Source organism: Aquimarina algicola, from assembly GCF_006443095.1.
Classification (GTDB): domain Bacteria; phylum Bacteroidota; class Bacteroidia; order Flavobacteriales; family Flavobacteriaceae; genus Aquimarina; species Aquimarina algicola.
On the sequence record NZ_VFWZ01000001.1, the window covers coordinates 249,699 to 272,296 of the forward strand.

The following is a 22,598-nucleotide window of genomic DNA, read 5'->3' on the forward strand; positions in this document are numbered from 1 at the left end:
GTTTAGTATTTTTTAAAGATAATACATGCATTCACATCTCCAAACCCAAAACTAGCTTTTGCTATAATATTTGGAGAAAAATCAATTGTTTTTTCAGGAATTTTTTCTCGATCAACCATTGCCACGATATCAGGATGTAAATCTTCAGAATTGATATTACCAAAAATAAAACCTTCTTTGATTTGTAATACTGTTGCAACGCTTTCTATACTTCCCGAAGCTGCCAAACAATGCCCTGTAAGGCTTTTTAAAGAGTTTATATAAGGAAAATCTTTCTTTTTACGGTTTAGTGCAGTACACCAATTCTTGATCTCTAGACTATCTTTACTCGTAGCTGTTAAATGACCATTTATTGCATCGATGTCATTTGGTTGAATTTTTGCATCTTGTATCGCTTTTATTATACAGCGTTGTACTGCCTCACTATTGGGAGCAGTCATACTCCCTTCATTACGTTGGCCTCCGCTATTGATGTGACCTCCTAAAATCTCTGCATAAATTGTAGCTCCTCTTTTTTGTGCACTACTTAAGCTTTCTATTACCAATGCTCCTGCTCCACTTCCTGGAACGAACCCACTAGCCGAGGCACTCATTGGTCTTGAAGCTGATACTGGATCATTATTGTATTTATATGGTAAAATGCGCATAGCATCAAAACCTCCCCAAACATATGGCCCGCTATCGCTTGTACTTCCTGCTAGTATAATTTCTGCTTGCTCATTTTTAATACGTTCGTAAGCCAACAATACAGCTTCTGTACCTGTACTACATGCCGAAGAGTTTGTTGTAACGATATTTCCGCAACCCAATATACCTCCTAAAAAAGCACTTATGCCGCTTGCCATGGTTTGGATTACAGTGGTGCTTCCTAATCGTCTAACTTGACCCTCATCTACTTTATAAATTGCTTCTCTAAATTTATCTACCCCCAATATTCCTGTGCCAAAAATAATACCAGCATCCCAAAGTGGAGTTTCATTTTTGTTGATCTCTAAACCAGCATCTTTCCAAGCATCTATACCTGCAATAACGCCATATTCCATGCCAGAAGCATTCAATCCTCTTAATTGTAATTTATTGAAGTAATTATTTAAATAACTACTTTCATATATCGGTTTTCCAGCTATTTGACATGAAAAATTTAAATTGTTCAACTCTTCAATATAACGAATCCCACTACTCCCCTTTTGTATTGCATTTCTAAAATCTGAAATGTTCGTTCCATTTGGAGAAACTACACCTAATCCGGTAATTACTACTCTTCTATTCTTCATCACTTTCTGTGATTGTATTAAATTTTTTAAAGTAAAGTTTTCGCTTTCTTTTTAATTCTCTGGTGCTATTTTTTTTGTTGAAAAGCCATACCGGCAATAGTTCCTTTGGCAACAAGTGTATCATTTGCATTGTACATTGCCACTTTACATTTTAATTTATTAAACCTGAAATATTCTTTGTCAGCAATGACTGAAACCTTCTCTCCCGGTAGTACTGGTTTATAAAAATCAATTTCACTACTTGTGATTGCGATACTGAGTTGATTTTGGTTCAAGGAGTTTTTAATTAAAAAAATACCAAAAGATGCCAGCCCTATTTGAGCCATACATTCTGTAAGGATTACTCCTGGAGTAATTGGATTATTTTTAAAATGCCCTTGATAAAAGTATTCGTCTTCACGAAAGGTATAGGTTCCTTTAATTTGATGCTCATTTACTGCTATAATCTCATCTACAAACAAAAAAGGTTTGCTATACGGAAGTTCCTGTATGATATTGTCCTTTGTCACGGCTATTATATGTTAAAAAGCACAATTTTGAGGCAAAGGAGAAACGTTTTCTAAATTGCTTGCAAAAGAACTTTCTAAAGTACTTTTTTCAAAACCGGTTTCTACGCTCCCTTTAAAAACAACATTTCCATAGCCGGAATTGTTCATATGAGCTCTTACATAAACAATCTGGTTTTTAGAAATAGCTACAGGGCTTCCTGATCTAGAAAATGGTTGTTCGTTTACATGGCTATGTCCCAAAATACGACGAAAAATCAATTCTCCATCTTCAGAAATAACTTCCCACCAGTTTGCATACTGATCGCAACCGGTGTCAGGACTTTTAATCTCAACACTGAAAGAGTAATTATTTTCATTTCCCGAAACAAAAACTTTTGTAACCTCTGCAAGGGTATTGTTTTGTTCACCAGAATCAGGGTTTTCTGTATTTGAATTTTCTTCTCCAGAAGAATTGTCTGTGTTTGGAGAATTATCACTGCTACAAGATAAAATGTATAAAAGTGGTAATATGAAGATGAATTTGTATCTCATGATTTTAGTAATATTTTAGAGTATTATAATCCTGTTATGATTTATATTTAATTTAGATGTTCTCCCCCATTTACTGGGATCACACAGCCATTAATCCATGATGCCTCGTCCTTACATAGTAAATATACCACATTAGCTACATCTTCGGGTTGTGTTATTCTATTAAATGGGTTTCGTTGAACGCTATGGTCAATAATTTGTTGATGTTCCGGGATCATTCGTAATGATTGTGTATCAACAGCGCCGGGTTGTAGGCAATTTGCCGTGATCCCATGAGGAGCAAATTCTAATGCAATACTTCTTGTTATTGTTTCTAAAGCTGCTTTTGCTGCTGACACTGCCGCATAATGTTTCCATGCTTTTTGACTTCCTTCACTAGTAAAAGATAATACTGTTGATTTTTTGGCAAACAGATTATGATCAAAAATGGTTTTGACCCAATCATATAGGCTTATCGCCATTGCATCAATTGTAAGGTGAAAATCATCATTTTTTAAGACAAATTCTTCGTCTACCATAGGTTTTAAATTGCCTTTGGCGACACTATGAATCAATGCCTTGATTTTTCCTTGTCCAATAGTTTTTAAAAGGTTCTCGGCTACTTCATTTCTTTTTTGTAAACGCAATAGATCGATATTATATGAAAGAAGTTGTACCCCGATGTCTCTAATATTTGCGAAATTGGATTCGATCTCATGCATTTCGCTTTTACGATTGCGATGAATGATGATAATATTCATGCCATGAAAGGCTAATTTTTTGGCCGTAGCAATTCCCAAACCCGTACTTCCACCCAAAATGATAGCCCATTCATTTTTACCTTCAAAATCCATAGCTTATTTACTATTTTTTAATCTTTGTTCAAAACTTGTTTTACCATTCTAATAATACTCGTTGTGCAGAAAAGCCCGGACCAAAGCTAAGCATTAAACCCGTGTCTCCTTCTTTTGGATTTTTATCCATAAAACGCTCTAAAACATACAAAACCGTTGCACTACTCATGTTACCATATTCTCTCAAAATAGTCTTTGTTTCATCTATATTTTTTCCTAAATGACCAAAGAGTTCTTCTACAGTTTGAACGATTTTCTTTCCTCCCGGATGAAAAATTAAATGATCTACTTCTTCTATTGTTTTGCCATATTTTTTAAGAAACGGATGGATCACTCTCGGAAAATGCTCTGATATGGTTTCTGGCACTTTGGGATTGAGTATCATTTGCAATCCATTATTGGTCAAATCAAAGCCCATCATAGTAGTTGCATTATAAAAATGATACATTTCGTCTCCAATAATTTTTGGACCAACAGCATTTTCTTCTGACGATAGCAAGGTACAGGCAGCTCCGTCACCAAATATCGCAGCACTTACCATATTGGTCATACTATAATCATCTAATTGAAAAGTAGCTGTAGGGGCTTCTATAGCAATAACAGCCGCTCTTTTTCCCGGATTTGCATTCAAAAAATTTCTGGCATAAATCATACCGGATATCCCTGCTGCACAACCCATTTCTGTGACCGGAAGCCTAACGATATCTTGTCTTAGATTAAGGTCATTGATTAAATATGCATCCAGAGAAGGAATCATAATCCCCGTACAACTTACTGTTATGATATAATCCAAAGATTCAGAATCCCAATTTGATTGTCGAAGTGCTTTTTGTAAAACAGATGCCCCTAACTTTTTAACCTCTCTTATGTAAATATCATTTTTTTCTTGAAACGATGTCGCTGTAAACACTTCTTCAATATTCATGATTCCGTAACGTTTGTCAACAGCAGCATTTTCAAAAATTTTAATTACTTTTCTTCTGAAACGATCGTTCTGGTTTGATAGCCAATCAGAGACAAACGGTAGGATCTCCTTTGTTTCTCTTACATATTGAGGGAGTTGTTTGACGACAGTATTAATTCTTACATTCAAATTTTATTTTTTTATTTGATTTATGAGTTATTTATGATCCATCTATATCGAAATGCCCATTTCCATGTAATCTTATAGTTTGTAAGATTAAGATCTTTGGCATATTGTATAAGATCTTGTTTTTTAAATGCTCTTTTGATAGACACCAATCCATCATTTTTGGCTACATAGCCTTTTATAAAAAAGAAGCTGAAAATTTTGAATAAATAGTATGCTAAAGCACTACGGTGTAAATCATTAATAATTATACCTTTTTTTGCTAACTGTAATGATTTATACATTATCTTTTTTATGTCTTCATTAGTCAGATGATGTAATGTCAATGTACTGATAATAATGTCGCAAGAGAATTCTGAAACTTTCATTTCAAGAAGATCTTGATGCATATATTGGATTTCAGGATAGTTTTCACTTAATTTCTGTGCATACAATAGGCTCTTTTTACTTAAATCTATGCCTAATAATTTTACAGCTCTTTCTTTTTTTCTAAATATACGAGCAATTGCCCTTAACATTTCTCCATCTCCACATCCTAGGTCGATTATAATGATCTCTTTGGATGTATCAATATCTTTTATCATCGAATTCACTGCTCGAATTGTGATTGCATTACCACCTAATAATTTATTAACTTTTGATATATCAGCAAGTGCGATTTGTAATGCTTTATCCTCAATATTTGGATTATCCATTAACTCTACTTCATTACTTCTATGTTTTAAATTGATTAGCATGCTATAGTTATAGGTTTTCCATGAGTTTGTTTGATGATCGTTGGTACTACCTTTGGCAGTTTGCTTGCTATTTTAAAAGAGTATTGTTGTAGATTTTCTTTAAGTAAAATTCTTTGTAAAATTCTTCCTGCATACAACCTTCTGGAAAATGTGGAATTCCACTTTTTTTGGTATAGTCTTTCTATATATTTTCTTTCTTCAAGTGTACGTTCTTTGGTTTTTGTAAGTAATAATTCGCAAAGTATTTGTGAGCTTTGTATTGCCATAGCCATACCATTACCACAGAGCGGATGAATAAGCCCTGCTGCATCACCGATCATAAAAATATGATTCTCTACAGGTTTTTTTCTACTAAAATTGATTTGACTTATTGTAATAGGTTTGTCAAACAGTAAGTTAGCGTTCTTAAAAAATGAATCAAGGTGAGGGTTTTGCGATATTTCTGATTCTTGAAAAGAAGTAATGTCTTTATAATTTTTGAAACTATTGTAGTTTACTAAGTAACAAGCATTAATTTTTTGATCTTCTACCATAGAAAGCCCACAATATCCACCTCTGAAGTTATGTAATGCAACTAATTCTGGATCAAAATCACTTTCGTAATGTGCTTTTACAGCAAGCCAAGGAGATTTTTTAAAACTAAAGCTTCTTTGTAGTGTTTTATCTAGAATAGAACGCTTTCCATAGGCTCCTAGAACATAATCTGCTTCAAAATCACCTTTATTTGTGTGAACGTAAAAGGTGTTTTCATGATATTTAATGTCTAGAACCTGTTCATGAAAAAACGTTACGCCTTGTTCTAATGCTTTTTTATATAAAAAATGATCTAAAGTATATCTGCTTATCCCAAAGCCTCCTAAAGGTAGTTTATGAGTGATTTGATCCCTCTTTTGTGTACTTATCGATAGTTTTGAAATCCATACAGGTTGTATTGTATTAATATCGATATCAAGATACTCCAGATATGGTAAAACTTCATTAGATATATATTCTCCACAAACTTTATGTTTTGGATATGTGTTTTTTTCAAATACAGAAACTTTACTTCCATGCTTGCTTAAATGAATTGCACTTGTTAAGCCAGCTAGTCCCCCACCAACAATTATTGTATGTAACGTTTTCATTCTGATAATGAAGATACACAAAATAATACATTGCCATTCGCTTATAATCATAAAAAAATCCTGACATTACAGTCAGGATTTTTATCTTGAAAAGCTTTATGCTTACTGTTTTACTTGATTTTGAGCATCTTGCTTCATTTTCTCATTCGCTACAATACCTAATTCTACTCTTCTATTTTTTGCTCTTCCTTCTGGAGTAGAGTTGTCGTATTTTGGTAATGTTTCACCATGAGCATATGTAGTAAGACGTCCTTTACTAATTCCTTTTGAAACTAAATAGTTTGTTACTGCATTTGCTCTGTTTTTTGACAAGGTCATATTATAACTATCATTACCAGTACTATCTGTATGTCCTTCTACTACGATATTAGTATCAGGATATTCTTTAAAAATACCCGCCAACTTATCTAAATTCGCTTTTGATTTTGCGTTCAGGTCATATTTATTTGTTGCAAAATAAACACCACTGTTTTCATCAAAAACAACATCGATACCTTCTCCTACTCTTGTTACTTCTGCTCCCGGTATTTCAGATTCAATTTTTTGAGCCTGCTTATCCATTTGTTTACCGATAACTCCTCCGGCAACTCCTCCTACTACACCACCAATTACGGCTCCTAGTGCAGAGTTTTTCTTTTTTACATTATTACCAATAATACCTCCTAATACAGCCCCGGCAGCAGTACCGATTACAGCTCCTCGTTGCGTATTGTTAGAGTTTTTTACTGCCTCGCAACTAGTTAACATAGCGAAAACCATTATTGTTGCTCCTATTTTTTTAAGAGTTTTATTCATCACTTAAAGTTTTGATTTTATTATATTTTATTAAAATTCATTGTAATAACAAAAGGTTTCCCTTCTAAGCTAACAGTCATAGCCCATGTCATTGTAGTACTATCAAGGTGTTGCAAAGCCATTCTATATCCTGCATTATTATTAGTACTCTTTTTCTTTGCATTAATTGGTTTAAACATAAAATAATATGTACCATCACCTTCTGGCTTAGGAATTGTAAATCTAAAGTTTCTAGCACCTGTAGAAACACAACTACTTTGATTTACATCATATGTACCGGTATTGTTATTTGGGATAAACTTCCAGATACTTCCTGTAAAACATTCTGCAGAAGCATCATTGTATAAATTTACTTCAAAAATACCCGATTGATCATAAGAAATATTATCTAGAGACCATTCTCCTTTCAAAGTTTTTTTTGCGGCTATTACTGTTTGTTGACTTGAACCACATGATGCCAGTACAATTACTACTAGCAATAACAAAAGTTTTTTCATAGTTGTATATTTTATATGATAAAAATAGCTAATAAGAATAACGTATCCAATACTATTATATTACGATTAGAGTTGATTTGCTTCGATTTTATTGGGGAAATTTGCCACACTTTAACATATCAATGATACTAGATTTATGGTAGTAAAGCAGTTACCCAATTGTCTAATTTTTATTTAACATATCTAAAAAATATGTTTTTGATCAAAATTATTCTTTTTGTCTGGGTACTCTGAACAATAAGATAAGCCCAACCGCAAAAAATAAGATCAAAAATAAAATTGAGTATCGTACACTACCCATAATTTGTGCAACAATCCCATAAGAAAACATACCAATAACTATACCTATTTTTTCAGCTACGTCATAAAAGCTAAAATATGAAGCGGTATCTATAGTTTCTTTTGGTAAAAACTTAGAGTATGTAGATCTGGATAAAGCTTGTATACCTCCCATGACCATTCCTACAATAGCAGCAGCGATATAAAACTGAAAAGGAGTTGTAATTGTATACGCATAAATACAAATTCCTATCCAGATAATATTAACAGTAATTAGTGTCTTGATATTACCAAATTTTGATGATGCTTTTGAGGTTAATATAGCTCCCAAAACCGCTACAAGTTGAATCAATAAAATACTGATGATTAAGCCTGTTGTTGCATTTTGTTCGCCCCAGTCTAACTCTTCTATGCCAAAGTATGTTGCAATAAGCATGATGGTTTGTACAGCCATGCTATACACAAAGAAAGCTCCCAAATATCTTCTTAACTTAAGATTGTCTTTTAGCGCATTCCACACTTTTTTTAGTTCTTTAAAACCATTAAAAACTACAGATGAAGTTAACGCATCTTTCTTGTTTCCTTTTGGAAGGTAATAATATGTATATTGGCTAAACCCTATCCACCAAATACCTACCATAACAAAAGAAAGTCGCGTGGGTGTTCCTTCGTTTTCAAAACCAAACCATTCGTATTTTAAGATCATTACCAAATTGATGATCAGTAATAAAACACTACCAATATATCCAAGAGAGTATCCTTTTGCACTTATGGCATCTTGTTGTTCTGGAAAAGCAATATCAGGAAGATATGAGTTGTAAAAAACCAAACTTGCCCAGAAACCGATGAGCGCCAAGAAATAACATAAAAGACCAAACCATAGATAATCAAGGCTGAACCAATATAGACCTATACAAGAGACGGCTCCCAGATAGCAAAAGAATTTTAAGAAGTTTTTTTTGTTTCCAACATAATCTGCAATACCGGATAACAAAGGGCTAATAAAAGACACCACCAAAAACGCTAAAGCTGTGACATAACTAATTAATGAATCGTTATTAAAATCATATCCTAAAAAACGAACAGTATCACTAATAATGTCTCCTTGATCATTTCTTATGATAGTTAACGCCCCCCAAAAGATAGGAAAAACAGCAGAAGAAATGGTTAAATTATAAACAGAGTTAGCCCAATCATAGAAGGCCCAGGCATTTAAAAGTTTTTTATGCCCCTTAGGTAATGTTTTTTGCATTGAGTAGATATTAAAAAACCGTTCTAAATATTTAGAACGGCTTCTAATTTAAGTATAATCTTTTTAAGTATTGAGAGTTTACGATTATTTAAAAGTTGTTATCCCAAATTTTTTGGCTTCAGCTCGAGCTCTAGGAGCCCATGCAGTAAGATTTGCAATACGGGTATCACTAGATGGGTGTGTACTCATAAATTCTGGTGGAGCTTGCCCGCCACTATTAGCTTTCATACGTCTCCAAAGGTCAGCAGCTTCATCAGGATTATATCCGGCAATTGCCATTAATTGTATCCCTATCTCATCTGCTTCGGTTTCGTGTTTTCTACTGAAGGGTAGCATAACACCATATTGGCTACCTAACCCAAAGGCTTGACCTACAATTCTTTGTGTTGCTTCACTTTGGCCTCCTACTGCTACAGATGTGGCCGCACCTGCAACTTGTTGAATTTGACCTGCACTCATACGTTGTTGACCATGATTAGCCAAAGCATGTGCAACTTCGTGCCCCATTATGGCTGCAATACCTGTTTCATCTTTTGCAATTGGTAAAATACCTGTATAAAATACAATTTTACCTCCTGGCATACACCAGGCATTAACGGTTTTATCATCTACAAGATTGTATTCCCACTTATAATCTTTGAGATATCCTTGATGCCCATTTGCATTTAACCATCTTTCTGCTGCTCTAGAGATTTTTTGACCTACTCTTTTAACCATTTCTGCATCAGAAGTACCTTTTACAACTTTATTTTCTCCCAAAAACTTATCATATTGTTGAAAAGCCATTGGTAATATTTTTGAGTTTGGTACAAGTGCCAATGTTTGTTTACCTGTAAACGGATTGGTTGCACAGGACAAAAACATTACAAATGTTCCTATTAAAATTATTGTATTTCGAGTCTTCATTTAAATCTAAAATATTTTTTATTTAAAGCTACAAAAATAAAGCTCTTTCATCAAAAAACACATAAAAATATCATCAATAAAAACGTCAAAAAGTATAAAACAAAGATAAACGACGTTTCAATACTAATAAAATAGCATGAATTTATTTTGAACTAATATGAAGTTCTGTAAAATCCTTAGGGACTACAATCGTATTATTTTGATCATCAAAATGCAGACTCTCTAGTGTCACTGAAACATTGTCTAATTCGATTTGACTAATTTTAAATGGAAGTCCTATAATCTCGATCTTCATTGTATCGTACTCGGTAATATAGCTTCCGTTTTTATGTTGTTGAATAATGACCTGATTTTCTTTACCTGTTAGAGAAAAACTACGTAAACTAAACCTTCCTTTGGTATACCCATAACCATCCTGATCATCTTCAAACACACTTGAAACTTCTTTACTACCTAATTTATAATATACTTCTAATTTTAATTGTTCTATTTTCTTTTCTCCTACATATTGTTGAATAGGGTATTTTGGTATGATTGCTCCTTCTTTGATAAAAAGTGGTATGATATCAAGATCTGCATCTACCCACTGCTCCATTCCACCTTTTGTATATTCTCGTGTCCAGTAATTATACCAATTACCTCTAGGAATATACATTCTTCTTCCTTTGGCATTGGGTTCTTGTACGGGACAGACTAAAATCTGGTTACCAAATATAAACTCGTCTGTTCTATAATGTGTTTGAGGGTCATTTTGATCAAATAATACTAATGGTTTTAGCATTGGTATTCCATCTTTTGCATATTCCCAGAACATTGTGTACAAATATGGGAGTAGCTGATATCGTAATTCTACAAATTTTCGGGTTACATCTACGACTTCTTCTCCAAATGTCCATGGTTCTTGGTTACCATGATCTCCTGAAGAGTGAGTACGGCAAAAAGGATGAAATACTCCTAATTGAATCCAACGTGCATATAATTCTCCTGTTGGATGCTCAGCAAATCCACCGATATCACTTCCTGTAAAAGACATACCACTCATACTCATTCTTTGTGCTTGTATATTGGCAATCCATAGATGTTCCCAGGTAGCAACATTATCACCTGTCCAGGATGATGTATATCTTTGTGCGCCAGAATATGCTGATCTTGTAATTATAAATGGCCTTTTGGGATATGCAAAACGTTTTACTCCCTCATAAGTAGCTCTTGCCATTTGAGTACCATAAATATTATGCGCTTTTCTATGGCTACAAGGGTTGCCATCGTAGTTATGTCGAACATCTCCCGGAAATGTTTTTCCCGGAACTTCCATAACTGCAGGCTCGTTCATATCATTCCAAACCCCTTTTACTCCTATTTCGTCAATAATTTCTTTAAATAACCCAGACCACCATTCTCTAACTTCCGGATTTGTAAAATCCGGGAAATAACATTCGCCAGGCCAAACTTTTCCTCTCATGTATGGTCCATCTGCCCTCTTACAGAAGTAGTCTTTTTCCATAGCTTCTTGATAGACAAAATACTCATCGTCTATCTTTATCCCAGGGTCTATAATCACAATGGTCTTAAATCCATCTTCTGATAACTCCTGAACCATCCGTTTTGGATCCGGGAAATATTCTTTATTCCAAGTGAAACATCTAAATCCTTCCATATAGTCAATATCAAGATAAATAGCATCGCAAGGAATCTGAAGTTCTCTGAATCTGCCTGTAATTTCTTTTACCTTACTTTCAGGATAATAACTCCATTTGCATTGATGATATCCTAAAGCCCATAATGGAGGTAACTCCGGCTTACCAGTGAGATCAGTATATCTTGTAATAACATCTTGCATATTTGGACCATAAAAGAAATAGTAATTCATTTCTCCTCCTTGCGCCCAAAAGCTGGTTACGTTGCGACGCTCATTACAAAAGTCAAAATAACTTCTAAAGGTATTATCAAAAAATATCCCATACGCTCTTTCTTCATACATTCCTATATAGAAAGGAACACTTTTATATAGCGGATCTTGATCTTTTCCAAAAGCATATTGATCAGTTGCCCAATTTTCTATACGTTTTCCTTTTAAGTTTAAGTGCATAGGTTTGTCTCCTAAACCATAGTAGCATTCTCCCAAAGGAGCAGACTTACTCATCTTTACAATATTACCACCATATTCATAGCTTTGCTCCCAATGAAAACCCCAATCATCTTTGCATACAACATTTCCTTCGAGATCATAGATAATTGTTTTGATATCTGATTTGCCAATAGTGATTTGTACTCGTGATGTGATAATTGTATAATGAGCATCGTGCTCTTCTACTTCTAATTTACTATATCCTCTGGCACCACTTTCGCTAATAGCGTAAGAAAAATCTTTTTCAAAATTTTTGTCTGTTGCATATCGAAAACGTATTACACTACCACGTAAGATCGTAATCTGTAAAATAACTCCATTTTCTGTAATAAAATTTAATTTGTCTACATCTTGAGAAAAGGAGATTATTTTTCCTGGAAATAAATTTCCTTTATGCTCTAACTCTGTATTGACAATCATAGGATTTTCTTTTTCAAATTAAACTTGGGTTTCTTGTATTGTAAAAGAACAATATCTTAAACGATTTCAAAATCATTTTCTTTATTATTTATTAAAAAAAAACTACGAAAACGTTTGAATTAACAATTCTTTAAATATTGCTTATACTCTAATTAAAATAAAACAATAGTTGATTCATTATCAAAATATTAGAATTCAATTATTGTATCTCAAAACTACTGTAGCCAATGGTGGTATTTTTATTTTTGCAGAGTGTTCTCGATAATGCCATTTCTTGTTTTCGATCTGTATTTGGTTTGTATTTGATACTCCACTACCACCATATTTTTTATGATCACTATTAAATACTTCTTCTAAAACTCCTTCTTGAGGTAAACCAATGCGATACTCTACACGAGGTACAGGTGTAAAATTGCACACTACAATCAAAGGTTTTTCATTTTTGAGATCTTTTCGGATGTAAGCTATAATAGAATTCTCATGGTCGTCATAGGTAATCCATTCAAAACCAGATATATTAAACTGTTGTTCGAATAATGCTTCATTATTTCTATAAAGAATATTAAGGTCTTTTATTGTATTTTTTATACCATTATGATATTGGTATTGCAAAAGGTGCCAGTCTAAACTTTCAATAAAATTCCATTCATCTCTTTGCGCAAATTCAGCTCCCATAAATAAAAGATTTGTTCCGGGATGTGTGAACATATAGCTATACAGAAGCCTCAAATTAGCAAACTGCTGCCACTCGTCACCGGGCATTCTGCCAATAATACTCCTTTTACCATACACAACTTCATCATGCGATAGCGGAAGCATAAAATTTTCGGTAAAAGCATATGTCATACTAAAAGTAAGATCATTTTGGTGAAACTTGCGGTGAACAGACTCTTTTGCAAAATATAGTAATGTATCGTGCATCCACCCCATCATCCATTTCATACCAAAACCTAAACCTCCAAGATATGTTGGTTTTGAAACCATCGGAAAAGAAGTTGATTCTTCTGCAATAGTTTGTACATCAGGAAAACTGCTATAGATTTCTGTATTTAATTCTTTCATAAAATCTATTGCTGCCAGATTTTCTCTTCCTCCATATATATTTGCATCCCATTCGCCATCTTCTCTAGAATAATCGAGAAATAGCATTGATGCTACTGCATCTACTCGTAAACCGTCTATATGATATTCATCCAACCAAAAAAGTGCATTGCTTATCAAAAAGCTTTTTACTTCATTACGTTCGTAATTAAAAATTAAGCTTTTCCAATCGGGATGATATCCTTTTTTTCGATCTGGATGTTCATAAAGACATGTTCCATCAAAAAAACCTAACCCATGAGCATCTTCGGGAAAATGTGATGGAACCCAGTCCAAGATAATACCAATATCATTTTGATGTAATTTGTCTACCAGTGTTTTGAACTCTTCAGGATATCCAAATCGACTCGTTGGCGCAAAATACCCTGTAATTTGATATCCCCAAGAAGGATCATAGGGATGTTCCATGACTGGCATTAACTCTACATGAGTAAATTGCATTTCTTTTACATAATTTACCAGTTCTTCAGATAATTCAGTATATGATAAAGACCTATCTTCTTCTATCTTTTTTTTCCAAGATCCTAAATGAACTTCATACACAGAAAATGGAGCATCAATTGCATTATTTTGATGTCTTTTTTGCATCCAAGAACGATCGTTCCAATCATATTGACTATCCCAAACTACTGACGCCGTTTTAGGTGGATGTTCACATCGCCTGGCATAAGGATCTGCTTTTTCTGTTTTTATATCATTATGATTAGAATGTATCTTGTATTTATACAATGCTCCCATTGTGACTCCCGGGATAAAACCTTCCCAAATACCCGATGAATCCCAACGTACATTAAGTTGATGTTTTCCTTCTGTCCAATAATTAAAATCTCCAATTACAGATACAGATTTTGCCGCAGGTGCCCAAACCGCAAAATATGTTCCTTTTACACCATTGACCGAGGTGATATGCGATCCTAGTTTTTCATATAAACGATAGTGTTTGCCTGCCTTAAAAAGATTAATATCAAAATCAGAAAAAAAACTATGTACTATTACATTATTCATGTATGCTTTTTATTTTCAAGAAAATTAAATTAGAATCAGTTAGCTAATTCTAAAACCGTCAGGGATCACAGATCGACTTTTTATCACAACTACTCCTTCTCGTATGATATAGGAGTCGTGTTCTACATCTTCGAGATGTTCTCCTCCTTCTATATGTACATTATCGCCAATACAGGCATCTTTGTCTATAATAGTATTATTGATGTAGCAATTTTCTCCTACTCCCAAAGAAGGTACTCCTTCCTTTTTATTATGTTCTAATTCTTCAACTTCTTGATAAGAGTTACTCCCAATCATATATGTATTTTTGATCACAGTATCTTTGCCAATCCTTGATCGTATACCAATTACAGATCGTTTAATTTCTTTAGCATTGATAATACAACCTTCTGCAATCATTGATTTGTGTATTGTTGTTCCCGACATTTTTGTAGGAGGAAGAATTCTAGGCCGAGTTAAAACAGAGCTATTTTTACTAAAAAGATCAAATTGTGGAATATCATCAGTGAGACTAATATTGGCTTCAAAAAATGCAGGCACATTTCCGATATCTGTCCAGTATCCTTCATATTGATATGCTAAAACATTATGCTTACCTATAGACTGAGGTATAATTTCTTTTCCAAAATCTATGGTATCAGGATCAGATAAAATATCTATTAGCAATTGTTTATTAAAGATATAAATCCCCATAGAGGCCAGGTATTGTCTATCTTCATTTTTCATTTCTTCACTAACTTCAGATTCCCAGCCAGGTAATTTATCTAACGAAGGTTTTTCTATAAAAGAAGAAATAAAACTTTCTTCATTGGTTTTTAAAATCCCAAATTGCGTAGCTTCTTTGGGCTTAACAGGTAATGTTGCTATAGAAATATCAGCTCCTTTTTCTATATGTTCATCCAACATTTCGTTAAAATCCATTTTATATAACTGATCTCCTGAAAGAATCAATGCGTATTCAAATTCATGATTTAGCAGGTGATACATAGATTGTCGTACTGCATCTGCTGTACCTTGATACCATGTTTTGTTATCAGGTGTTTGTTCTGCAGCAAGAATATCAACAAAAGCGTCACTAAAAGAACTGAAGACATATGTATTTTTGATGTGTCGATTTAATGAAGCCGAATTAAATTGAGTCAATACAAACATTCTTTTTATATCACAGTGTATACAATTAGATATAGGAATATCTACTAGTCTATATTTTCCTGCTATAGATACTGCCGGTTTTGAACGTTTTTCTGTGAGTGGAAATAGCCGAGTGCCTTGCCCCCCTCCTAATATTATTGCCAGGACTTTTTTGTTGATCATTGTTGTTGTGTTAAAGATTTGTATATGTTTATGTATTGGTTAGCAGATTGATCCCATGAGTTATCAATTTGCATGTTTTGTTTTTGTATTTTTTGATATTGTGGTTGTTCTTTATATAATTTTACTCCTCTTTGTATAGAATAGCAAACATCCCAGACAGAGGTTTGATCATGACAAATACCAAATCCATTATCACCGATATCGATTACGGTATCTTTTAATCCTCCTGTTCTTCTTACAATAGGTATGGTTCCATATCGTAATGCATACATTTGATTTAATCCACAAGGTTCAACTCGTGATGGCATGATCAAGAAATCTGCTCCTGCATAAATACGATGAGAAAGTTTCTCATCATATCCGATAAATACATTATACAAACCTTTGAACTCCTCCTGTAATTCCAATAATTGCTCTTCTATTTCTTGATGGCCAGAACCTAGAAATAGGAAGTTTAATTGTGAATCTTGTAGAGTATCTTTTACAATTTCTGGTAGTAGATCAGCTCCTTTTTCTCCTACTAATCGACCTATAAATCCAAATAATGGAAGATCATAATTAAGGTTAAATTGATCACATAACCATCTTTTATTTTCTTGTTTCCCGCTGATTACACTAGATACAGAATAGTTTTTTACCAACATAGAATCTGTTTCGGGATTCCAGGTATTAATATCAATCCCATTAAGCACTCCGGTACATTTTTGTTTCTCTTGTTGTAATAACCCTTCTAATCCGTTAGCTTCTTTTTGCAGTTCTTGCATATAGTTGGGAGAAACTGTAGTCACTTTCCATGCACATTTTATTCCTGCAGCCAAAGGATTTAGAGAACCATACCAATCTAAAAGACCTATTCTTTCTTGGTCAAATGATGGGAGATAGTGCAGCTTATCATATGACATGTGACCTTGATACTGCGCATTATGAATGGTAAGTATGGTAGGTATATTTTGTAATGAACTGAATTGATCAGTATTGGTCATTAAAAAAGGAATCAATCCAGTATGGTGATCATGGCAATGTATGACATCAACTTTTTCTTTTGTTGTTGTTAACCAATCTAAAATTGCTAATTGAAAAGCGATACTTCTTTCGATATCGTCTGTATGTCCATAAACTTCTCTCCTGTCTAATATACCTTTGATATAAACAAAATATGCTGAGAACCCTAAATCTGGAGAAACAAGTTTTTTTAATGTGTACTCATGATCATGATCGCCCAATATAATTTTTGAAGAATGTATATCACTTACATCTGCATTTGCTACAAACGAATTATTATAAAAGGGTGTGATAACCGTTACATTATACCCTAAATTATTTTGATATTTTGGTAATGCTCCTACTACATCTGCGAGTCCACCCACTTTTGCTATGGGATAACACTCCATACTGGTGTGAATAATATTCATTAAGAAGGTAATCTATTTTTTAGAACTTAAATTGGTCTTTAAAGTTCATTAAAGCTATAAAAAACCTAATAGAAACACACCAAAAATATCCTAAAAAGAAGATGTTTTAATAGTTTTTTAATAAAAAAATAATCTAAAAAAAATATTATTCACAATACATGTGGAGTTCTTATTATTCGGTGGGATATTTATCTTACTTATTAATAGATCTTAATCCTCTTTTAATGATATATTGAGTTTCTTTAGTTGGAGAATTTCTCTCCCATTTTTTACAGATTTGGATTACCCAATCTGGTTTACTTTTGCTTACATCATTGAGCCAATTTCCTGTAGCATCTCTTACATATTTTGAAGCATCTGCCATCAATGGTTCTAATATAGGCAAACCTTTATTGGGATTTTCTTTAAGAGTATCTATTTTTTTTGTCCATACTCCTATTGGTCTTGTAGCTTCTATTGCATAACGACGTATATTTTCGTCACTATTTGAAGTCCATGAAGATAAAATTTGAATTGCTGTATCCAAATCATCAATGATTGCTTCTTTTGTAGCAAAAATAGCTACTTCTCGTACACCAAAATGTGAATCTGCCGCAAATGGCTCTATTGCTTCTAACTTTTGAGTAATATTAGGTTTTGAGATTCCTGCCCAATACGCCGCCCAACATCTAGGCACATCAGAAGTATGATTGGTAAGATGATCTAAAACCTTTTTATCTTCTGTCAATTCTAAAAAAGTAGTTCCGATGACTTTTGTTGTTGAATTAGCAGAAGGTTTTTTTTGAGCAACTACTGCTTCGTGAAAAATATCATACCAATCAGACTTATTAATGTCCTCGAGCACTTTTTTTAGTAATTGTAATTGATTTACTGCCAACCATTCAATGAGGTTAGCTGTTTCTATCTCGCCTTTATTAAGATATTCTAATACTTCCGGTTGTAAATCTTTTGTGCTTCTTGGGCCTTTTCTGGAAACAATATGTTCAGGAATCATATATATTTTTTAAATACTTTTTTAAAAATAGTAATTTGATTTTAGAAGACTACGTTAGTCGTCACATTATTCAAATTGGTTAAAAGATGTAAAATGATTCATTTCTATAGTTTCTGGCCTGATAATTTTAAAAATTTCGCTAGCAGCTTCGTTTTTATTTAATTCGGCAGCAGCTGCTTTGGCAGATTCCATATCTTTCCAGTATATGATATCAATATATTTACCCTCATTGTTATTGGCAGTAATTCTTTCTATAAAGCCATAATAAAATTTGATAATATCGTTTAAGGCGGTTAATGCTTCTTTTGCTTCTTCTTTAGAATACCCTGGATATACTTCAAATGATACTACTTCAATTACTTTTGGTTCTATTTGCATAGATACTGTATTTTGATCTGATGTTGATACAGAATTAAACAATAAACTAATCATGATATTTGTGTTCTAGATGTTAACTGATATCAAAATTAAATAAGGTTGATGACAACCTTATGTCAGTAGTATTTTTTTGAAATATTTTAGATCGAATACCCTTGATACCTCTCTTTATAGTAATTTTCTAAAGTAAAATTTCTTGGGGCATAAAATGCTTGTTTTTGGATTAAATTAGAGATTCTATCGGTTCTAAATTCTCGATAATCTTTTCTTAATCTACAATAGGCAATCATGATCCAAGTATTATTAGCAAAATAAACCCCTAGAGGTTCTATTTCTCTATTTGAAAATTGTCTTTGCGCATCAGAGTATTGTATTTCTAAAACTCTTAGGTCTGTAATCGCTTGCTGAATGATAGAAAGACTATTACTAGTTATTGCTGTTTCTTGTCCAAATGTATACATGCGTTGTTCAAGAATCTCTAATTTTTTCTTTTGAGTGGACTTAAGTACAGCTTTTACCTTATCGATAGCTTCTTGGTATTCGGTGATCAATGATTGATCATTGTTGGTTTCGATAATTTTAGAAGCTGTGAGTAATGCATTTGCTTCTGTCTCTGTAAACATTATAGGAGGTAACGAATATCCGTCAACCAAATAATATCCTGTACCTGCTTCTGCTCCTATAGGAACACCGGCATCCATAAGTGCTTGCATATCTCTATAGATCGTACGGGTACTCACTTCAAATTTGTCTGCTAAATCTGCTGCAAGAACTACTTTTTTTGATTGTAATTTTACTAAAATAGCAGTTAATCTATGTAATCGTTTCATTAGATATTCTTTAAAAAAATCAGAATCATATTGTAATCCACGTCATGTAGTTTAATTCTAGGCTGATCCGGATATTTGATTTAATGATCAGATACAGGAGGGGTATCGTCAATGTCGCTTAAGTCTGTTGTATTTTTAATAAAATACTCAGTTTCTTCTAATACCTCTTCTTCCTCCAACACTGTTTCTGAAGGTTTTGGGTTGATTTTTTTGTCTCTTATCATTCCCCAGGTCATAATCAAACTTGTTCCTATAATCACAAATAGTAATATCCCCGGTTCAAAACCTTCTATGATTGCTTCTTCAGGGATAGCATAAAATAATAATACCGTTATTAATCCTCTTGGTGCAATAAATAGTTGCGGAGAAAGATCTTTTCCTAAAAAGACTCTAAGTAATACAAATCGAATGGCATAAATCGAAACCAAAATCAATATACTTATTAAGGCTACTTTGAGACTTAATAAAGAAGAAAGAACGATAGTAATCCCAAAAATCACAAAAAACAAAGTACGCACAACAAAAGCAGTTTCTGCGGTAATCACATGTAATTCGTGATATATCAGTTTTGCTTTAGTAACATCAAGATACTCTTTTAATTTTCCTTGAAAGAATAGTTTCATATTTGCGATGACCAGTCCAAAAATTAATATAATAATTAATGACGACAGATGCATTTTTTTTCCTAATGCATACAGTAATAATAGCACTGCAATCAATAAAAATAATTTCACCTGACTTTTTATCTTCTGGAAGATCAAAATGATTGCATAACTGGCAATAAGTGAAATTACAATCGTAAGGATAAGGTTAAGGAAAAAGCCTCCTACTCCTGCATCTTCGGCAGGATTTAGTCTACCAGTAAGAAAGTAGAATAGCATAATCCCAAGAATATCAGAAAAAGTACTCTCATAGATATGAAATTCTTTTTTGTGATCTGGTAAAGATGATACACTAGGGATGATAATCGCACTAGAAAGAATTGATAAAGGCGTTGCATATAACCATGCGGATTGCATGGTCATTCCTTTGATTAATGCTTTTAAAATTACTGCAGCCAAAAAAGTGGAGACTACCAAACCAATTAAGGCGACAGCAAGCGATTTCAAAATTGGAACTAACTTATCCCTTTCGAGCTCTAACTCTAATGCTGCCTCTAGAACAATCATAATCAGACCGACGATTCCCAGAATCTCAAGCAAAGGAAAAAAGTTAAAAGCGCCCTCACCAAAAGCTTTTATAACATATTGAATAATAATCCCCAATATGATAAGCATCAAAACTGCCGGGACATTGGTCTTTTTGGCAATACCATTAAAAATGAAAGATAGAATTAAAACTAAGGAAACCTCAATAATCAAATTATAGGATGAAAATATTTCCATTCAGGATAGGTTTTGGTTGTTATTATTTGGTTGGTACTAAAACGAATCAAAAGATAGTAAATTATTTTATCATAAATTTTTCGAGATATACTTAAATAAGTTAGCGTATCAATCTTCTTTTAATAGCGTTTATTTAATTTGGGAAAGGTTTTAAATATTAATAATTTATAAATATTAGTTTTTGTTTAAAAAAATACATCAATATGCAACCAAGTAGCGAAAGGAGCATCTAAAGAAAAAAACATAGTCAGATGCAAAAAATAATTTTTACAGTTTTAGTTTCATTTTTCATGCTACTTTCTTGTAGTAGTGATGATGATGGTAGTGAGGGCAACAATAACATAAGTAATTGTGATGATACAATTTTAATTAGCAAAATATTATTTGACACTGCTCCTAGTGATCAGCTATTTATAAACAATTTAGAAATCATTGGTAATTGTCTTACGATCAACTTTAGTTCGGGAGGCTGCGATGGAAATAGCTGGGAGGTAAAACTTATAGATTCTGAAGCTATCTTAGAATCAAATCCTCCTCAACGAAACCTTAGATTATCTTTAAAAAATGAAGAACTATGTTTAGCTTTTATAACTAAAGAGTTAAGTTTTGATATTTCAAGTTTGCGAATGATCGGTAGTCCAGTACAATTAAATATCACAAATTCTGATGATACGATTCTTTACTAGCTTGTTGTGCATTTAGAAAATTAAAAATCTAAAGATTTTAAAAGCAAAGTTATTCTGAGTCTGAGTTTATTGAAGACAAGACGACTATTAAGATTCATAAGACCTAAAAAATCATCTATAATTAACTATTTTTTCTGACCCTTTTACAAGTATCAATTGTATTTTTATGGTAGTATTCTTTTAAAAAGAATAGACAAAATATTCTTGTCATAATACATTCATAAACACAGTTAGCATGTCGAATCTAGGGTTGATTATAGAAGAACGTAGTCGAGATATCGGTGATTTTTTAGTTGGACGTTTGATTCCGTTTAGGAAAAAAAGAATGGTAGGACCTTTTATATTTATAGATCATATGGGGCCTACTGTACTAAAAAAAGGTCATTATATGGATGTAGATCAACATCCACATATTGGTTTGTCTACACTTACGTACATGCTAGAAGGTGATCTTATGCATCGAGATAGTATAGGAACTCAACAACGTATTTCTCCAGGTTCTGTTAATTGGATGGTTGCAGGTAAAGGTGTAACCCATACAGAACGAACACCAGAAGACTTAAGAGATAAAACAGATTTTACTGTACATGGTTATCAAATTTGGGTCGCTCTACCAAAAGAACTAGAGGAGATTGAACCAGAGTTTCATCATATTGATGAAAAAGAATTACCTAGTTGGCATGATAACGGTACAACATTCAAACTAATAGCAGGACAAGGATATGGAAAAACCTCTCCTCTACCCGTTCATTCTGAATTATTCATGATCGACGTAAAAAGCGAGGAACGCTATACATTACAGATTAAAGGCGAGCTAAAAGGAGAAATCGGTATTTGTATTGTAAAAGGAAGTATCAACGCCTGTGATACCACTATTGAACAAGATAATATGTTGGTTTCTAAAGTAGATGATAGTTGTACTATTACTATGGAGCCTAATACCCACGTAATTTTGTTTGGAGGACAACCATTTGAAGAAGAACGACATGTTTACTGGAATTTTGTATCACACGACAAAGCAAAAATTGAAGATGCAAAACGAAGGTGGGCGCAAAAACAATTTCCTACCGTTGATGAAGACCAAACTTATGTTCCTTTACCATCATGATGGTTATTTT

Annotated in this window: 21 protein-coding genes; 2 read left to right on the forward strand and 19 right to left on the reverse strand. The window is 33.2% G+C overall.

Features of this window, described 5'->3' with window-relative positions:
* Positions 1–2: 2 nt before the first annotated feature.
* The 19 genes from FHK87_RS01150 to FHK87_RS01240 all read right to left on the reverse strand — a co-directional run bounded on the left by FHK87_RS01150 (position 3) and on the right by FHK87_RS01240 (position 20,794).
* On the reverse strand, positions 3–1,274 hold the full coding sequence (locus FHK87_RS01150) for a beta-ketoacyl-[acyl-carrier-protein] synthase family protein (protein WP_140588792.1): 1,272 nt from the start codon (positions 1,272–1,274) through the stop codon (positions 3–5).
* 65 nt (positions 1,275–1,339) lie between these two features.
* Positions 1,340–1,783 carry a 3-hydroxyacyl-ACP dehydratase FabZ family protein gene (locus tag FHK87_RS01155; RefSeq protein ID WP_140588794.1) on the reverse strand — a complete coding sequence of 148 codons (444 nt, stop codon included), beginning with the start codon at positions 1,781–1,783 and terminating at the stop codon, positions 1,340–1,342.
* A 12-nt stretch (positions 1,784–1,795) separates the two neighbouring features.
* Complete coding sequence (locus FHK87_RS01160; RefSeq protein WP_140588796.1) at positions 1,796–2,314, reverse strand: hypothetical protein; 519 nt, start codon at positions 2,312–2,314, stop codon at positions 1,796–1,798.
* 47 nt (positions 2,315–2,361) lie between these two features.
* On the reverse strand, positions 2,362–3,147 hold the full coding sequence (locus FHK87_RS01165; protein ID WP_140588799.1) for an SDR family oxidoreductase: 786 nt from the start codon (positions 3,145–3,147) through the stop codon (positions 2,362–2,364).
* 40 nt (positions 3,148–3,187) lie between these two features.
* Positions 3,188–4,240, reverse strand: coding sequence for a type III polyketide synthase (locus tag FHK87_RS01170; protein WP_140588801.1), 1,053 nt, complete (start codon positions 4,238–4,240; stop codon positions 3,188–3,190).
* Positions 4,241–4,260: 20 nt separating this feature from the next.
* The gene (locus tag FHK87_RS01175) at positions 4,261–4,974 is read right to left on the reverse strand and encodes a methyltransferase domain-containing protein (RefSeq protein ID WP_140588803.1); all 714 of its coding nucleotides are present in this window, start codon (positions 4,972–4,974) and stop codon (positions 4,261–4,263) included.
* The gene (locus tag FHK87_RS01180) at positions 4,968–6,098 is read right to left on the reverse strand and encodes an NAD(P)/FAD-dependent oxidoreductase (protein WP_140588806.1); all 1,131 of its coding nucleotides are present in this window, start codon (positions 6,096–6,098) and stop codon (positions 4,968–4,970) included. Before FHK87_RS01180 ends, FHK87_RS01175 begins: the two co-directional genes overlap by 7 nt.
* A 102-nt stretch (positions 6,099–6,200) precedes the next feature.
* Positions 6,201–6,893, reverse strand: a complete 693-nt coding sequence (locus FHK87_RS01185; protein WP_140588808.1) for an OmpA family protein — start codon at positions 6,891–6,893, stop codon at positions 6,201–6,203.
* 20 nt (positions 6,894–6,913) lie between these two features.
* Positions 6,914–7,390, reverse strand: coding sequence for a lipocalin family protein (locus FHK87_RS01190; protein WP_140588810.1), 477 nt, complete (start codon positions 7,388–7,390; stop codon positions 6,914–6,916).
* A 208-nt stretch (positions 7,391–7,598) separates the two neighbouring features.
* Positions 7,599–8,921, reverse strand: a complete 1,323-nt coding sequence (locus tag FHK87_RS01195) for an MFS transporter (protein WP_140588812.1) — start codon at positions 8,919–8,921, stop codon at positions 7,599–7,601.
* A gap of 84 nt (positions 8,922–9,005) precedes the next feature.
* Positions 9,006–9,827: a M48 family metallopeptidase gene (locus FHK87_RS01200; protein ID WP_140588815.1), complete on the reverse strand. Its 822-nt coding sequence runs from the start codon at positions 9,825–9,827 to the stop codon at positions 9,006–9,008.
* A gap of 142 nt (positions 9,828–9,969) precedes the next feature.
* Positions 9,970–12,375: a glycoside hydrolase family 31 protein gene (locus FHK87_RS01205; protein WP_140588817.1), complete on the reverse strand. Its 2,406-nt coding sequence runs from the start codon at positions 12,373–12,375 to the stop codon at positions 9,970–9,972.
* Between the two features lie 195 nt (positions 12,376–12,570).
* The gene (gene glgB / locus FHK87_RS01210) at positions 12,571–14,481 is read right to left on the reverse strand and encodes a 1,4-alpha-glucan branching protein GlgB (RefSeq protein ID WP_140588818.1); all 1,911 of its coding nucleotides are present in this window, start codon (positions 14,479–14,481) and stop codon (positions 12,571–12,573) included.
* A gap of 39 nt (positions 14,482–14,520) precedes the next feature.
* The gene (locus FHK87_RS01215) at positions 14,521–15,795 is read right to left on the reverse strand and encodes a glucose-1-phosphate adenylyltransferase (RefSeq protein WP_140588820.1); all 1,275 of its coding nucleotides are present in this window, start codon (positions 15,793–15,795) and stop codon (positions 14,521–14,523) included.
* Positions 15,792–17,207, reverse strand: a complete 1,416-nt coding sequence (locus FHK87_RS01220) for a glycogen synthase (RefSeq protein ID WP_140588822.1) — start codon at positions 17,205–17,207, stop codon at positions 15,792–15,794. Before FHK87_RS01220 ends, FHK87_RS01215 begins: the two co-directional genes overlap by 4 nt.
* A 193-nt stretch (positions 17,208–17,400) precedes the next feature.
* Positions 17,401–18,201 carry a DNA alkylation repair protein gene (locus FHK87_RS01225; RefSeq protein ID WP_140588824.1) on the reverse strand — a complete coding sequence of 267 codons (801 nt, stop codon included), beginning with the start codon at positions 18,199–18,201 and terminating at the stop codon, positions 17,401–17,403.
* Between the two features lie 66 nt (positions 18,202–18,267).
* Positions 18,268–18,633 (reverse strand): hypothetical protein, encoded by a 366-nt coding sequence (locus FHK87_RS01230; RefSeq protein ID WP_140588826.1) that lies wholly within the window; start codon positions 18,631–18,633, stop codon positions 18,268–18,270.
* An 86-nt stretch (positions 18,634–18,719) separates the two neighbouring features.
* A complete protein-coding gene (locus tag FHK87_RS01235) occupies positions 18,720–19,409 on the reverse strand; it encodes a helix-turn-helix transcriptional regulator (RefSeq protein WP_140588828.1) in 690 nt (229 codons plus the stop codon).
* Positions 19,410–19,489: 80 nt separating this feature from the next.
* Positions 19,490–20,794 (reverse strand): cation:proton antiporter domain-containing protein, encoded by a 1,305-nt coding sequence (locus FHK87_RS01240; RefSeq protein WP_140588830.1) that lies wholly within the window; start codon positions 20,792–20,794, stop codon positions 19,490–19,492.
* Between the two features lie 251 nt (positions 20,795–21,045).
* Between FHK87_RS01240 and FHK87_RS01245 the strand changes: the two genes are divergently transcribed.
* On the forward strand, positions 21,046–21,480 hold the full coding sequence (locus FHK87_RS01245; RefSeq protein WP_140588832.1) for a hypothetical protein: 435 nt from the start codon (positions 21,046–21,048) through the stop codon (positions 21,478–21,480).
* Positions 21,481–21,715: 235 nt separating this feature from the next.
* Positions 21,716–22,588 (forward strand): pirin family protein, encoded by an 873-nt coding sequence (locus FHK87_RS01250; protein WP_140588834.1) that lies wholly within the window; start codon positions 21,716–21,718, stop codon positions 22,586–22,588.
* The last annotated feature ends 10 nt before the right edge of the window (positions 22,589–22,598 follow it).

What these genes read in the sequence shown, in the direction of transcription:
- FHK87_RS01200 (WP_140588815.1), bottom strand. Translation starts at nt 9,827, where the DNA reads ATGAAGACTCGAAATACAATAATTTTAATAGGAACATTTGTAATGTTT.
- FHK87_RS01245 (WP_140588832.1), top strand. Translation starts at nt 21,046, where the DNA reads ATGCAAAAAATAATTTTTACAGTTTTAGTTTCATTTTTCATGCTACTT.
- FHK87_RS01180 (WP_140588806.1), bottom strand. Translation starts at nt 6,098, where the DNA reads ATGAAAACGTTACATACAATAATTGTTGGTGGGGGACTAGCTGGCTTA.
- FHK87_RS01150 (WP_140588792.1), bottom strand. Translation starts at nt 1,274, where the DNA reads ATGAAGAATAGAAGAGTAGTAATTACCGGATTAGGTGTAGTTTCTCCA.
- FHK87_RS01185 (WP_140588808.1), bottom strand. Translation starts at nt 6,893, where the DNA reads ATGAATAAAACTCTTAAAAAAATAGGAGCAACAATAATGGTTTTCGCT.
- FHK87_RS01240 (WP_140588830.1), bottom strand. Translation starts at nt 20,794, where the DNA reads ATGGAAATATTTTCATCCTATAATTTGATTATTGAGGTTTCCTTAGTT.
- glgB (WP_140588818.1), bottom strand. Translation starts at nt 14,481, where the DNA reads ATGAATAATGTAATAGTACATAGTTTTTTTTCTGATTTTGATATTAAT.
- FHK87_RS01215 (WP_140588820.1), bottom strand. Translation starts at nt 15,795, where the DNA reads ATGATCAACAAAAAAGTCCTGGCAATAATATTAGGAGGGGGGCAAGGC.
- FHK87_RS01165 (WP_140588799.1), bottom strand. Translation starts at nt 3,147, where the DNA reads ATGGATTTTGAAGGTAAAAATGAATGGGCTATCATTTTGGGTGGAAGT.
- FHK87_RS01160 (WP_140588796.1), bottom strand. Translation starts at nt 2,314, where the DNA reads ATGAGATACAAATTCATCTTCATATTACCACTTTTATACATTTTATCT.
- FHK87_RS01235 (WP_140588828.1), bottom strand. Translation starts at nt 19,409, where the DNA reads ATGAAACGATTACATAGATTAACTGCTATTTTAGTAAAATTACAATCA.
- FHK87_RS01230 (WP_140588826.1), bottom strand. Translation starts at nt 18,633, where the DNA reads ATGATTAGTTTATTGTTTAATTCTGTATCAACATCAGATCAAAATACA.
- FHK87_RS01220 (WP_140588822.1), bottom strand. Translation starts at nt 17,207, where the DNA reads ATGAATATTATTCACACCAGTATGGAGTGTTATCCCATAGCAAAAGTG.
- FHK87_RS01195 (WP_140588812.1), bottom strand. Translation starts at nt 8,921, where the DNA reads ATGCAAAAAACATTACCTAAGGGGCATAAAAAACTTTTAAATGCCTGG.
- FHK87_RS01205 (WP_140588817.1), bottom strand. Translation starts at nt 12,375, where the DNA reads ATGATTGTCAATACAGAGTTAGAGCATAAAGGAAATTTATTTCCAGGA.
- FHK87_RS01225 (WP_140588824.1), bottom strand. Translation starts at nt 18,201, where the DNA reads ATGATTCCTGAACATATTGTTTCCAGAAAAGGCCCAAGAAGCACAAAA.
- FHK87_RS01250 (WP_140588834.1), top strand. Translation starts at nt 21,716, where the DNA reads ATGTCGAATCTAGGGTTGATTATAGAAGAACGTAGTCGAGATATCGGT.
- FHK87_RS01190 (WP_140588810.1), bottom strand. Translation starts at nt 7,390, where the DNA reads ATGAAAAAACTTTTGTTATTGCTAGTAGTAATTGTACTGGCATCATGT.
- FHK87_RS01175 (WP_140588803.1), bottom strand. Translation starts at nt 4,974, where the DNA reads ATGCTAATCAATTTAAAACATAGAAGTAATGAAGTAGAGTTAATGGAT.